Consider the following 14295-nt stretch of genomic DNA (forward strand, 5'->3'; position numbering starts at 1 on the left):
TTTCAATTTTGATACCTAAAGAAACCATTTTAGCCTCTGCCAAGAAGACCATATTATCAGAAAGTGAAGCCATTGCAAAGCTGGTAGATTTTGTAAATGACGATTTTGTCAAAACTGTTGAAATCATATACAATGCTTCCGGAAGATTAGTAGTGACAGGAATTGGCAAAAGTGCCATCATCGCACAGAAAATTGTCGCCACACTAAATTCGACCGGAACGCCATCCTTATTCCTCCACGCTTCCGAAGCGATTCATGGTGATTTAGGCATGGTCCAACCAGGAGATGTGGTGATTTGTATTTCTAAAAGCGGTAACAGTCCTGAAATTAAAGTTTTGGTTCCGTTATTGAAGCGTTTTGGTAACAAATTGATTGCCATTACCGGAAACACGACTTCGTTTTTGGGCAAAGAAGCTGATTATGTTTTGAACACCTATGTTGAAAGCGAAGCTTGTCCGATTAACTTGGCACCAACCAACAGCACAACCGCACAATTAGTCATTGGCGATGCGATTGCGGTTTGCCTAATGGAAATGAGAAACTTCACCGCTGAAGATTTTGCCAAATACCATCCCGGTGGTGCTTTGGGTAAAAAATTATTATTACGTGTCGGCGATATGCTTGACACTACTCATAAACCGATTGTGGCTCCCGATTCTAATATCAAAACCGTAATTATAGAAATCTCTGAAAAACGTTTAGGCGTTACCGCTGTAGTTGACAATCATAAAGTTATCGGAATCATCACTGATGGTGACATCCGAAGAATGCTGAATAAAACCGAAAACATTTCAGGTTTGGTTGCACAAGATATTATGACCGTGAATCCGAAAATGATTAAATCAACCGATATGGTTAGCGATGCTTTAAATATTTTAGAAGATTTCTCGATAACGCAATTAGTGGTGGTAGACAATGGCGAATACAAAGGCGTTTTACATTTACATGACATTTTAAAAGAAGGGATTGTATAATGGCTAGAAAACCTATGGGCGAGATGTCATTCTTAGACCATCTCGAAGAATTAAGGTGGTTATTGGTAAGAAGTACTTTGGCGATAGTAATTATTGCCTGCGCTTGTTATTTTATTGATGACTACATTTTCGACCAAATCATTTTTGGACCAAAAGACCCCAACTTTATCACGTACCGATTTTTTTGTCAATTAACGCGTTTTTTTGGTGTAGATGATACTTATGCCTGTGCTACAGAATATTCGTTTATCATACAAAACACCGAAGTTGGCGGACAGTTTTCCATTTACTTGTGGATATTAATCACAGCTGGTTTTATACTTGGTTTTCCTTATATCCTGTATGAATTTTGGCGATTTATCAGTCCGGCACTCTATGAAAAAGAACGCAAAAACGCCGCGCTTTTCATCATCATCTCTTCTTTGTTATTTTTCATTGGTGTGCTATTCGGTTACTTTGTAATTGTGCCTTTATCGATTAACTTTTTTGCCACCTTTAATGTGAGCAATGCCATCGTCAATCAGTTTACTATTGATTCCTATATCAGCATGATAAAGACATCAGTAGTAGCGAGTGGATTGGTTTTTGAATTACCGATTATCATTTATTTCTTAACCAAATTAGGACTGGTAACACCGGCTTTTTTGAGAAAATACAGGAGAGCGGCCATCGTGATTATTTTGATTGTAGCCGCGATAGTAACTCCTCCGGACATCCCTAGTCAGGTTGTGGTTTCGATTCCGATATTGATTTTATATGAAGTGAGTATTTTAATTTCCGCAGTAGTGGTAAAAAAAGAAAAAGAAAATGTCTGATTTAGTAAAAGAATTTAACGACTATCGTTCTAAGATGAACGAAAAGTTATTGGCTGACAATAACAAAATTGTAAAAAGAATTTTCAACTTGGACACCAACGCCTATGCCGAAGGTGCTTTGGATGTTAAAACCAAAGAACTTTTGGGTTTAGTAGCTTCGACAGTTTTACGCTGTGATGATTGTGTGAAATACCATTTAGAAACCAGTTATAAAGAAGGCGTAACCAAAGAAGAAATGATGGAAGCCATGGGCATTGCCACACTAGTTGGCGGAACCATTGTTGTACCTCATTTAAGAAGAGCTTACGAGTTTTGGGAAGCGTTGGAAGAATCGAAGCTGTAAGCCGAAGAGCATAAACTAGTCTAAATAATTGTTAAAGAGTAGCCTGCTGATTTGTTAATTTGTTTTATTTGCCAACAAATTATCATCCATGAAACTACCTTTTTTTCTATTACTATTGATTTCTCCTTTATGCCATAGCCAAACCTTATTTGAACACGAAAAAGAAATCCCCAATAAGGACCATTACATTTGGGAAGAAATAAATTTTAAAGTACGGGATCAAAAGGACGATATTCAGCTTTCCGGAACACTTATCTGTCCGAAAACCAATTGGGATATAGCCTTAATTATTGTCCCGGGTTCAGGAGCAGATACAAGAAACAGCCATTTTCATCTCACCGAAGCACTACTAAAGAACAATATTGCCGTTTACCGATACGATGAAAGAGGCATTGGAAAATCTACCGGAAAATTCAATAAAGCCAATTACACCATCTCAATGATGTCGGAAGAATTAGCGGCTTGCATCCAAACTTTAAGACAAAACAAAACACTCTCCGAAAAAAAAATTGGCCTTTTAGGACACAGTCAAGGCGGAATGGTTACCATACAAACCTATGAAAATGGGCTACCGATAGACTTCATGGTTCAATGGGCAACTCCTGTTCAAAAGCATGGAGAATTTATCAAATTCCAAATAAAAACAGGTCAGAATACTTTCAAAGAAGACATAAAATTCGATGAAATTGATAAAAAGCTCGAAATTGTGGAAGCATTGCATCAAGTAGTTGAAGCCAATAAAGAGGACGACAATTGGACTTTAAGCAAAAAACTGGATAAAACTGCCAAAAAAATTGGGTATACAAAAGACCATTACACAAGATTCCCTTATCTTACGTTTGCGTGCGAAAAGGATATCGTGCGGAAAAACTTTGAACCCGTTTATAAAAATATCAAAATCCCGGTTTTATACATCATTGGAACAAAAGATACTTATGTAGATTCCAATTCTGAAACAAAATTGCTGGAAAGTTTTGAAAACAATAATATTACGATTAAAAAAATGGATGGACTTAACCATTATTTAACCTCAACAAAATTGACCCTAAACAATTTATATGAAATCGATGAAAACGCTTTGTCTGAAATTATAAATTGGATAAAAATAAGATAACATCACTCGATTTTGTTCCTTACCTTTGCAAAGTTCGAGTCGGCAGCCAAACAAATAACCAGTTAAGAATGAAGTTACGCGCAGAAAATTTAGTCAAAACCTACAAAGGCAGAAGTGTTGTAAAAGGCATCTCGGTAGAAGTGAATCAAGGAGAAATTGTTGGGCTTTTGGGACCAAATGGTGCCGGAAAAACAACTTCTTTCTACATGATTGTAGGCTTGGTAAAACCCAATTCGGGAAATATTTATTTGGACGACATGAACATCACCGATTTCCCGATGTACAAACGCGCTCAAAACGGCATTGGTTATTTAGCACAAGAAGCATCGGTATTTCGAAAGTTGAGTATTGAAGATAATATTTTAAGTGTTTTACAACTGACCAAACTAAGCAAAGAAGAACAAGTGGCCAAAATGGAAAGTCTGATTGCCGAATTCAGTTTGGAACACATCCGAACCAACCGTGGAGACTTACTTTCCGGTGGTGAACGAAGAAGAACCGAAATTGCACGCGCTTTGGCAACCGATCCAAAATTCATTTTGTTAGATGAACCCTTTGCCGGAGTTGATCCTGTAGCGGTAGAAGACATTCAAAGAATTGTAGCCCAATTAAAAAATAAAAACATCGGAATTTTAATCACTGACCACAATGTTCAGGAAACTTTGGCAATTACTGATAAAACCTATCTAATGTTCGAAGGTGGCATCCTAAAAGCCGGAAACCCTGAAGAATTGGCTGCTGACGAAATGGTACGAAAAGTCTATCTTGGACAAAACTTTGAACTTCGTAAAAAGAAATTACATTTCTAAAATAAAAGAATAATCAATAGATCTTTTGATTATGGAAAAGATTTCTGAAGAAACACTAAAGAATTGGCACAAAAATCCAAAGTATTGGAAGCTCGGTCTTTTTTACTATAACAAAGAAGATAAAAGACTTTTAGTAGATAAACGCAATCCAAATTACGGAGCTACTCTTAATTTTGCTCACAAAAAATCATACTGGTTCCTATTAATAATATTTTCGTTTTTCGGATTTATAGTGTATATGATAACTCGAAACCAATAAAAAAGCTTCCTAAACGGAAGCTTTTTTGTTTACTATATTATTGAAAACCGACAGTAGAACATACAGAAGAATAATCAACGGAACTGCCAGTATCTTGAGGAAAATCAGCATCAAAACTGAGATTACCAAAAAGAAAATCTGCAACTTATATTTGGCAAAGCTAAAATTCTTAACCTTCAACGAAAATAATGGGATTTCGGCATTCATAACGTAAGCGCTTAAAAATGTTATCCCCAATAAGAACCATTGATTTAATAAAATTTCTGCTAATAGATGATTTGGATAAGCCGCAATTACCAAAGGTAGACTTGTGATAAACAAAGAGTTAGCCGGTGTTGGCAAACCTATAAAAGAATCCGATTGTCTGGTATCAATATTAAACTTGGCCAAACGATAACAAGCACCCAATGCAATTATAAAACCCAGATAAGGCATATAACCTTGAATCGGAGCATGAACATAGTTCCCAGCCAACAAATATACCATCACTAAACCCGGAACAACACCACTCGTCACCATATCAGCCAACGAATCTAATTGCACGCCAAGCGGTCCGGCCACGCCAAACTTTCGGGCAAAAAAACCATCAAAAAAATCGAAGAAAATCCCTAGAGCTACAAAATAAAAAGCCAAGTCAAATCTGAAATCTGAAACAAAAACCAACGCCACGCAACCACTAAACAAATTAAGCATCGTAAACAAGTTGGGAATCTGGGCTTTGATATTCATTAGTGATGATTGTTATTTTTAAAGAAATACAAATTTAATACAATAAGTTGCAGACTTCTGCGTTTTATATTCAAGATTTTTATGTGATATTTGTAAAAAGAAAAATTGCCTTGAAAAAAACGATTGCTATTCTGCTACTTTTCATTAGCCTAATTACTCATGCTCAAGCCGTTAGAAAATATTCCAATGAGTTTATGAACATAGGCGTAGATGCAGCAGCTTTGGGTATGTCCAATGCTGTAACTGCTTTTACAGGTGATGTCAATTCGGGTTACTGGAATCCGGCCGGAATTTTGAAAATTGAAGACAGCGAAGCCTCTTTAATGCACGCCAGTTATTTTGCCAATATTGCCCAATATGATTATGCGGCTTACGCCAAAAAAATAGACGACCAAAGCGCTTGGGGTGTTTCCTTGATTCGTTTTGGGGTCGATGACATTCTAAATACTACCCAATTAATAGACAGCGAAGGCAATATCGATTACAACCGAATCAGTTTATTTTCTACAGCCGATTACGGATTGACCTTTTCTTACGCCCGAAAAATGAAACTCGAAGGGTTTCAATATGGGGTTAACGCAAAAGTTATCCGTAGAATCATAGGGGATTTTGCCAATTCTTGGGGATTTGGTTTTGATGCCGGTTTGCAATTCGACAGAAACGATTGGCATTTTGGCTTAATGTTGCGAGACATTACAACAACCTATAACGTTTGGGCCATCGACGAAGACAAATATGAAGAAATCAGAGATGCAGTCGAAGGTCAAAATCAGGAATTGCCGGAAAGTACCGAAATTACATTGCCAAAAGCCCAATTGGGAATCGCCAAAAAATTTGAATTCCACTACGATTATACTTTATTGGCGGCTGTTAATTTGAACATGCAATTTGCCCGAACCAACGATGTTATTTCGACTGATGCTGTAAGTGTTGATCCTGCGATTGGATTTGAATTTGGTTACACCGACTTGGTTTTTCTTCGTGCCGGTGTTGGGAATTTCCAAAATGTAGAACAAATCGACGGTTCTAAAAAAATAAACTTCCAACCGAATATTGGCTTAGGCTTTAAATACAAAGGCATACAAGTTGATTACGCTTTGACCGATTTGGGTGACCAAAGTGCGGCTTTGTATTCCAATATCTTTTCGGTTAAAGTAGATTTGAGTATTTTTAGATAAAAATTTATGTTGAAAAAAGCGCTTTTCCTTCTACTACTTACTTTCAGTCTAAACACTTTTTCACAAACACCAAAGCTTTCTGAGAATACCCAAGTGAGCATTTTTACTTGTGGTCGTGGTGAACAATTGTATTCTACTTTCGGACACACAGCCTTGAGAATTAAGGATGAAGTTAACCAACTCGATGTCGTTTTCAACTATGGTGCTTTCGATTTCAGGACTGAGAATTTCTACTTAAAATTTGTCAAAGGCGATTTGCAGTATTTTATGAATGTGACTTCGGTGGAGGATTTTATTTTGGAATACCAAATCGATGAAAGAGAAGTCATTGAACAAACCATCAACTTATCATTACCTCAAAAACAAAAGCTTCTTGACGAACTAAGTGCGGCTCTTTCCACTTCCGAAAGATATTATACTTATAAATTCATCGATCGAAATTGCACCACTATGGTCAATGAAAAAATCAATGGTTTATTGGGTCAAGCCCAAATTCAGAAAGTGGATGACAAGACCATCAGTTACAGAACATTGCTTTATCCTTATTTTGAGAATTACTTTTGGTACAAACTCGGCATCAATATCGTTTTTGGCGCTAAGACGGATGCTAAAGCCGAAAAATTATTTCTTCCGATAGAATTGATGTATGGTTTAGACAAAGCTACAATAAACGGAAAACCCTTGGTAACGGCAAAGAAAACTTTGGTAACAGGAAGTACAATCGAACCTCAATTTTCCTTTTTCAACAGTATTTATGTCATTATTGCTTTCTTGGTTTTGGTTATTGTTATCAACAAACGTTGGTTGTTTGTAAGCTATCTTTTCATTTGCGGAATGCTGGGTGTTATTCTTTGCTTGATTGGATTGTATTCCCAACACCAAGAATTGTTATGGAATTACAACGCGCTCTTATTTAGTCCGCTATTTTTGGCCTTACCTTTCTTGAAAGAAGAAAAGCTTAAAAGAATTTGTAATCTTTCTATAGCGCTTTTATTCGTTTACACGATTTTTATGATCAACAAACCTCATTTGTCTATAATGTTGCCATTTATATTGGCTGCTTTCTATATGCTTTTGAAAATCAAAGGAAGAAACCCTTTGAAACTATTGACCTCGGTAAAATAAAACCGTACTAAAGGTTTTAAACATAATGTTAAAGTCAAGGAACAAACTTCGGTGTTTGATATAATACAAGTCATATTGCAATTTGATCAAACTATCATCAATCGTGGCGCCATAGGAATAATTAACTTGAGCCCAACCGGTTAATCCAGGTTTAATCACGTGCCGCGTTTCATAAAAAGGCATTACTTCGGCGATTTCACTAACAAAAACAGGTCGTTCAGGTCTTGGTCCAATGACTGCCATATCTCCTTTTAGGATATTTAAAAATTGAGGAAATTCATCAATCCTTGACTTGCGCATGATTTTCCCAAAAGGTGTAATCCTTGAATCATTGGAAGTAGCAAAAACGGCGCCGTCACTTTCGGCATTTTTAATCATTGTGCGAAATTTTACAATATTAAAAACCTCTCCGTTTTTCCCAACTCTTTCTTGTGTATAAAATAGTTTTCCTTTGTTCCCAAAAAGATTACCAACAATCACCAAAGGAATTAAAAAGGCTCCGATGGCTAAACCAGTAATGGAAATTACAATTTCTAAAAATCTAACCACAATGAGGTACAAATGATTTTGATTGCTTCGGCTGAAAGGGAAATACCTGTAAAAGTCGCGCGATACATATTGAACCGGAATCCTTTGCGTTATTGCCTCATAAACTTGAGTATACTCTCTAATGATATAACCGTTTTCGAGCAAATGAATGAGTTGATTATACAGTTTCACCGTGATTCCGTCTGTTTTTTGTGAAGCTATCACCACTTCCGAAATAGAATTCTTCTTTGCAAATGACTTTAAATCATTAATCTCAATATTTTTAATGTTTGGAAAAATATCATTATTGATATTGGCACTATCTGAATTTACAAAACCTAACACGCGGTAGTGCGGATCAGCGTTTTCCAGACCGTCAACTAATTCTTTCAATTGTTCTTGATCACAAATTAGGATTACTTTTTTTTGAAATCGATTAGAGGCAAAAAAACGCACATATACCATGCGCCAGGTAAACAAAGCCAAAAAAATCGCGATAAAAAAGAAAAAGATTTGGATACGATTAGATGGTAAAACCGGCGTATAAATTGGGGTTAACAAGTACAATAAAACCGTAGTAGAAGAAGTCAGTATGATACTTTTTATTACCTGATATTGGTTACTCGCTACTTGCAAATTGTACATTTCAAACACAGAACCAATAAAATTCAAGTAAATACCTAAAACAATGGTCCAATAAAAGTTACTAGTGGAAATATTAAAATAATTAAATTGAAAAACTATTCCTACCAAGTACAATGAAACGAGTACAGAGATAACGTCGAAAAGTCTCAAAAGAATTTTTCTTTCTGAAACTTCAAAATGTATGTCCTTGTATTTGTTCATGTTATGGGTAACCAAATATTTTTGAAGTCGCAAGTTAGTAAAATATCCTTTTTATTTAAGTAAATCTATCCATTGCTTTTTTACCACTTCCCAATCAAATTCGGTCACCGTGTCTTTTGCCTTTTTGGAAATATTGACAGCCAAATTAGAATCTGTTATCAATCGATCAATCTGCAATGTCATTCCTTTAGTATCATTATCGGAAACCAGTAACGCATTGACATCGTGCTCCAGCAAAAAAGGAATACCTCCAACATCGGTAGAAACTACCGGCAACCCTAGAGCCATTGCCTCGATAACACTAATAGGCGTATTGTCAAAATGTGTAGTATTTATAAAAATATTGTATTCTTTAGAAACCTCAATCCAAGCTTCTTTGGATAATTTACCGGTAAACGTTACTTCTACATTGTTTTTCTGGGCAAAGCGAACCGTTTTTTCATAGCTGTCATCTTTCTTCGGACCAATCATACACAATTGGGCATCGGGATATATTTTCTTTATATTGATAAATACCTTGACGGCCATTAGCGGGTTGTATATTTTGGCAAACGACCTAACCCATAGCAATTTTGGCACCTTAAATTCTTTTAGGCTTTGAGGATAAATTTGGAGTTCAATAGTATTGGGAATGTACTTTAAATTGGTATACCCATTCTTTTTAAAAGCTTCATATAAATAATAGGAAGGAGCGATATTGACAAAAGCATTTTTAAAAATTAGATTGGAAAAAAATCTTGTCCTCACAATTCTGCTTGGCAAATCACCACCATGCAATTTTGGAATGTATTTTACGCCTAAAACTCTACACAATTGGGAAATAAAAAAAGCATACCAAAAGTTTATAGTACTGTAAGTGTCAATTAAAACATAGTCCACTTTTTTAGCATACTTAAAAGTCATTCCTATCATTTCCAACATCCTAAAAAACTTATTCCTTTTAGAAGAAGCATAGTAAACCGTATATCCTTCAGCTTCTAAAAACGAACCAAGCGTTTCAATTGAGGTTGAAGTGAAACCATGATTGGACAACTTATTCCCTATGTAAAGTAGGCTACTCATCCATATATACCTTTAATAGTGAAAACGAATATACGAAAGCCGGTGCAGCTATTCTCATAGCAGCGTGATTAATTGTAAGTATCCAAAATACTAAAAAACAAAAAATATAAATATTTTGCTTGTTGTCAAGGTATAAAAACATTGGGGTAGTAAAAACAATCATCAGGGCAATAATTCCCAAAGTACCATGTTCAGCAATTGTTCTTGTTAGCTCGTTATGTGAGGCAACAATCAAACCTCCTGTTTCTTGTTCTCTGACTTCAAGCCCTTTTCCAACACCTATTCCAAATACCGGGTTATCTTTAAAAGAGTCAATTTCATTATTCCAAATTTCTTCTCTTCCGGTAAACTGGCTTTCTTTTACTCTTCCGGTTGCATCTTGATTGGCATAACGCTTATCAATTAAGCCACCGGTTTGATTTGAAGTATAAATCCAAGTAAAGGCAAATCCTAACACAAAAAAGAGCAAGAACATATTCAACCTATACCTACCTTCACTTCGAGTATTTACATACAAAAAGAAAATTAAAATAAGAATCATAAATAAACCTGTAATCATTCCTCCTCTTGAAAAGGTAACCAATCCTCTATAACTGATATTGAAAAGAACAATTAAATTAACTACAAAAATTAGTTTGGATTTTGACTCTAAAACCAACCTCGAAAAAAACACAAACATTCCAAGTCCTAATACAGTAGCCACCTGATTAGGACCAAATCCTCCTGATGTTTCAAGGTTAGAACCTGTACTTACTAAGATGGTTTTTAATTCCGGTGTGTAAAAAATAAGATATACAGTTGTTGCTATAATAGGCAGACCCATTGACAATAGGATATTGTTCAATTGAGAAAACTTAATTTTTCTATTATAAGTATAAATGGCTGCTATACCAAGACAAGCCGGTCCTGATATATTAAATGACAATGAGTTACGAAGATCTGATTTTAAATTTAAAGTCTCAGTGGCGACAATCACACCCGGAAATAACAATACTAAGTATATCCAAAAAGGAATGGCATTCTTTGAAAAACCACTATAATACATTCCTAACAACATGAAAATCATTATACTGTATTTAGAAAACTCATAGAGTATATTGCCTCCTGTCATCCTGAGAAAAACCTCACTACCAACGATATAGGCCGAAACAAAAAGAACTTCATTGTTTACATTTCTATTTTTAATAATAAAATATAATCCAACAAAAAATATTAATATGGCATAAATTTTAGAAAAGGCAGGAAACGAATAGATTAGCAAACCTAAAAGGGCATGTGCTACAACTAATAGTATATAATTTTTGTCTTTCATTGGTTAAAACCCTTTTATCCAATTTAAATATTGGGTAATGACGCCTTCTTCTGAATGATTTTTTAGTATGGTTTGATGCAGCGCTTCTCCATATTGTTCTCTCAGAACTTCACTATTTATAAGCTCTAATAGACTTTCATAAAAAGCATCTACTTCATTTACACCAACAATAAACCCGTTAATTCTATTTTTAATAATCAAGGGAATCTCACCCACATTAGTAGAAACAACCGGCTTTTTGCACAAGCCATATTCTATTAAGGCTACCGGCAACCCTTCTGATTTTGAGGTCAAGATAGCTATTTCAACCTGATTAATGATGGGAACCACATCATTTTTAGAGCCATAAATAAAAACGGTATTCTCTAATCCTTTATTGGCAATAGTTTCAAAAATATGTTTAGAATAATCATCTTCGAAATCTTTTCCAACCAAATGGAATGTCCAGTCGGAATGTGACTCTTTTACTTTTTCTGCTACATTCAACAGTAAAAAATGATTTTTCTGATCTCTTAAATTGGCCAAACACAATATGCGTTTGCCCTCAATTCCCTTTAATAAGGTCTCGACTTTTACCGTTGAATCTTCATTGGTAAAGTTAGGAAAATAAACGACTTTTTTGCAATTAAGCTCTTTTTCGGCCCAATCTTTAAGCTTGTAATTCACGACTATAATGCCTTTGAAAAAAAAGGAAGCTATTTTGAGCACCAATGATTTTTGCGTACTGATAAATTCACTCAAACCGTTGTGATCGTGCCAAATGATTTTAATTTTCGGATAAATTATTTTTACCAATAAGGCTGTAAAATAAGAGCTACTGTGCGGTTGTAAAAACTCAACTTTATTGGTTTTACAGTATTTTTTCAAATGAAAAGCCGCTTTAAAATCAAGGGTTTTTGTCTTTTTCAGAAAAAGATAAGATACCGAATCACTCAACTGCCTTTTCAAATGACCTTCAGCTCTGGTTGCCACTAAGCCGGAAAATTCTATTTTCTTTGAAAGCGCATTGGCATAATTAATCGCCATTTTTTCGGCGCCGCCCACTTCTAAAGAATCTATAATTTGAACTACTCTCATGACTGTAAAAGTTGTTTGATTTCAGTCTCAAAAACATCTAAAGTATAATGTCTCGACCAATGGATGGCATTATTCACTTTTTCTTGGTACAACTTATTGTCTTTCAAAATTGATTCTATTTTATTGACATCATGCTCTAATTTTAGCTCTAAAAGCAGTCCGCGATTTCCATTTTCTAACATATTTGGAACACAAGATACTTTGGAAGCGATTGGCAAACAACCCCAAAACATGCCTTCTGCCACCACTTTGGGCCAACCTTCACTCAACGAAGGTAAGACCACAAAATGATTTTCGAGGTAAGCTTGCTTAATGGTTTCCTGACTTTGATTGCCTTTCAGAAAAACTATATTTTCAAGCGAATGACTAACGATGTAATTTTCGATTTCTTTACGTTCAATTCCTTCGCCAAAAATAGTCAACTGAACGTCATATCCTTTCTTATAAAGTTGTTCCACCAATTCAATGGCATACAAAGGTTGCTTTCCGTTTGATAAAGTTCCAACAAAAACAAAAGCAATTTTTCCTTCTAAAGTTCTTGGACCAACCTCAACTTTGTCTTTTTCAAAATAACTTGCCGTGAAAAACGGTTTGATATTTTTAGTGCTGTTTTCCCATTCACCATATACCAAAACCTGCATGTTCTTGGTCAAAAAAGTATTGCTCAACAACCATTTTTGCAAGCGATAACTCAACGGTTGTTTTGCTTTTACATCCCAATTGCCTGCGTATTTGGCGGTTTTGGGTTTCCCCGGAAACAAAATTTGAACCAAACAACCCAACAAACCCATATTTCCCGGACATCTTAGGTGAATATGATCGGATTGCTTCATGGCTTTGTATATTTCAAAAACGATTTGGGGTAATTTGAACAGCGTTTGAAAAGTTGATTTTAAAGATAAAAAATGATACGAAGCCACTTTTCTGAATTCGATATTTTGATGATTGTATCCAATATCAATAGCAGTTTTATCTTTTAAATTCAAAGGCGCAACCAAGATGACTTTATCGACATATTTCGACCAAATATTCATCTCTCTCACATAGGGCGAATACGCGAAGTATGCTCCATTTTGAAAGCCGTGAGCAACATGTGTAATGATACAAAAAGTCATGCCGGTTTAAGATTCTGTTTTGGGTTGGTCAAAAAGCAAACTTACCAAACCTATGGTTCTTCCCAAAGATTCGGTCAACGCTTCCTGACGTTTGTTAGTGGTAAAGATATTGCTAAATCTGATGATTATCAATAATAATGAAATGGCGGTCCATTTTAACTTGGCTTTCAATGATGGCTTTGGATATTTTACACGCCATACAAACCAACCGTTTCTGGTTACCATTTTGCCATATTGGTATTTATTAGGCCTACCCGATTGATCGTGGTAATGCGATAATTGGGCTTTGGTTGTAATGACATTTTTACCCAATCGCTGTGCTCTGATGCTAAAATCGGCATCTTCATACAATCCGTAACCTTCAAAATAATGCGAGAATTTAATCGAATCAAAAACTTCCTTTCTGAACGAGAATGACATGCCTATCAACAAATCAACTTCATAAATTTTATCCGTTAAAGGAAATCCACAAGTTCTGCCGTGAGAGAACTCGGGCATTCGCCCCGGACCTAAATCAGATTGTAATCCGAAATAATTTCTCAAAATATTTCTTGAACCTTCGGGATAAACATGACCTTCAAATTCAAAATATTGGTATTTATTATAAACCTTATTTGACTCTTTTTTGATCCATCGGTTTTCATTAATAGCAATTCCGGCAACGCCTACAATGGCATCGTCGCTTTGATAAGCTTTAATAATTTCCTCAAAATATTTTGGTTCCAAAACCGTATCATCATCCAAAAAGCAAATTACTTCAGTTTCCGGCGACACTTTGGAAACCCCAAAATTACGCTGCTTGGTCAAACCTCTGTACTCTTTGGTCACTTGAAAATAAGACAGATTTTGAAAAGAATGTTGTTCAATAATCGCTTTGGTTTCCTCATTTACAGAACCATCAACAATCAGAATTTCATTGGGATAAAGTGTTTGTTCCTTTACCGAAGTCAATAACTTCAATAAAGGATTCGGTCGCATATAAGTACAGATTACCAGCGTAAAATTCATC

General features: G+C 35.4%; 15 protein-coding genes. 8 read left to right on the top strand and 7 right to left on the bottom strand.

What is annotated here, in order from left to right; translation table 11 throughout:
* The first annotated feature begins 8 nt into the window (after positions 1 to 8).
* From B3C16_RS03485 to B3C16_RS03510, 6 genes are all read left to right on the top strand, one after another.
* Positions 9 to 974, top strand: coding sequence for a KpsF/GutQ family sugar-phosphate isomerase (locus tag B3C16_RS03485; RefSeq protein WP_199717113.1), 966 nt, complete (start codon positions 9 to 11; stop codon positions 972 to 974).
* Complete coding sequence (tatC, locus tag B3C16_RS03490) at positions 974 to 1789, top strand: twin-arginine translocase subunit TatC (RefSeq protein ID WP_121312991.1); 816 nt, start codon at positions 974 to 976, stop codon at positions 1787 to 1789. Before B3C16_RS03485 ends, tatC begins: the two co-directional genes overlap by 1 nt.
* Complete coding sequence (locus B3C16_RS03495) at positions 1782 to 2132, top strand: carboxymuconolactone decarboxylase family protein (protein WP_121312990.1); 351 nt, start codon at positions 1782 to 1784, stop codon at positions 2130 to 2132. The genes tatC and B3C16_RS03495 overlap by 8 nt, the downstream gene beginning before the upstream one ends.
* Before the next feature lie 88 nt (positions 2133 to 2220).
* A complete protein-coding gene (locus B3C16_RS03500; protein ID WP_291128824.1) occupies positions 2221 to 3246 on the top strand; it encodes an alpha/beta fold hydrolase in 1026 nt (341 codons plus the stop codon).
* Positions 3247 to 3314: 68 nt separating this feature from the next.
* The gene (lptB, locus tag B3C16_RS03505) at positions 3315 to 4055 is read left to right on the top strand and encodes an LPS export ABC transporter ATP-binding protein (protein ID WP_121315008.1); all 741 of its coding nucleotides are present in this window, start codon (positions 3315 to 3317) and stop codon (positions 4053 to 4055) included.
* A 31-nt stretch (positions 4056 to 4086) separates the two neighbouring features.
* On the top strand, positions 4087 to 4314 hold the full coding sequence (locus B3C16_RS03510) for a DUF5808 domain-containing protein (protein WP_121312988.1): 228 nt from the start codon (positions 4087 to 4089) through the stop codon (positions 4312 to 4314).
* Positions 4315 to 4323: 9 nt separating this feature from the next.
* On the opposite strand, the gene B3C16_RS03515 is transcribed toward B3C16_RS03510, so the two are convergent.
* Positions 4324 to 5043 carry a CDP-alcohol phosphatidyltransferase family protein gene (locus B3C16_RS03515; protein WP_291128830.1) on the bottom strand — a complete coding sequence of 240 codons (720 nt, stop codon included), beginning with the start codon at positions 5041 to 5043 and terminating at the stop codon, positions 4324 to 4326.
* A 194-nt stretch (positions 5044 to 5237) separates the two neighbouring features.
* Between B3C16_RS03515 and B3C16_RS03520 the strand changes: the two genes are divergently transcribed.
* Both B3C16_RS03520 and B3C16_RS03525 read left to right on the top strand, forming a co-directional pair.
* The gene (locus B3C16_RS03520; RefSeq protein WP_291128931.1) at positions 5238 to 6221 is read left to right on the top strand and encodes a PorV/PorQ family protein; all 984 of its coding nucleotides are present in this window, start codon (positions 5238 to 5240) and stop codon (positions 6219 to 6221) included.
* A gap of 6 nt (positions 6222 to 6227) precedes the next feature.
* The gene (locus B3C16_RS03525) at positions 6228 to 7346 is read left to right on the top strand and encodes a DUF4105 domain-containing protein (protein ID WP_291128833.1); all 1119 of its coding nucleotides are present in this window, start codon (positions 6228 to 6230) and stop codon (positions 7344 to 7346) included.
* On the opposite strand, the gene B3C16_RS03530 is transcribed toward B3C16_RS03525, so the two are convergent.
* The 6 genes from B3C16_RS03530 to B3C16_RS03555 are packed head-to-tail and all read right to left on the bottom strand — an operon-like array spanning position 7326 to position 14294.
* Complete coding sequence (locus B3C16_RS03530; RefSeq protein ID WP_291128836.1) at positions 7326 to 8720, bottom strand: exopolysaccharide biosynthesis polyprenyl glycosylphosphotransferase; 1395 nt, start codon at positions 8718 to 8720, stop codon at positions 7326 to 7328. The two genes, B3C16_RS03525 and B3C16_RS03530, sit on opposite strands and share 21 nt — an antisense overlap.
* A gap of 51 nt (positions 8721 to 8771) precedes the next feature.
* Positions 8772 to 9782, bottom strand: coding sequence for a glycosyltransferase family 4 protein (locus B3C16_RS03535; protein WP_121312984.1), 1011 nt, complete (start codon positions 9780 to 9782; stop codon positions 8772 to 8774).
* Positions 9775 to 11094: an O-antigen ligase family protein gene (locus B3C16_RS03540; RefSeq protein WP_121312983.1), complete on the bottom strand. Its 1320-nt coding sequence runs from the start codon at positions 11092 to 11094 to the stop codon at positions 9775 to 9777. Before B3C16_RS03540 ends, B3C16_RS03535 begins: the two co-directional genes overlap by 8 nt.
* A 3-nt stretch (positions 11095 to 11097) precedes the next feature.
* The gene (locus B3C16_RS03545; RefSeq protein ID WP_121312982.1) at positions 11098 to 12171 is read right to left on the bottom strand and encodes a glycosyltransferase; all 1074 of its coding nucleotides are present in this window, start codon (positions 12169 to 12171) and stop codon (positions 11098 to 11100) included.
* A complete protein-coding gene (locus B3C16_RS03550) occupies positions 12168 to 13286 on the bottom strand; it encodes a glycosyltransferase family 4 protein (protein ID WP_291128843.1) in 1119 nt (372 codons plus the stop codon). The genes B3C16_RS03545 and B3C16_RS03550 overlap by 4 nt, the downstream gene beginning before the upstream one ends.
* A 6-nt stretch (positions 13287 to 13292) precedes the next feature.
* Positions 13293 to 14294 (bottom strand): glycosyltransferase family 2 protein, encoded by a 1002-nt coding sequence (locus B3C16_RS03555; RefSeq protein ID WP_291128844.1) that lies wholly within the window; start codon positions 14292 to 14294, stop codon positions 13293 to 13295.
* Position 14295 lies beyond the last annotated feature (1 nt).

This window comes from Flavobacterium sp. UBA7682 (genome assembly GCF_002482945.1).
GTDB lineage: Bacteria > Bacteroidota > Bacteroidia > Flavobacteriales > Flavobacteriaceae > Flavobacterium.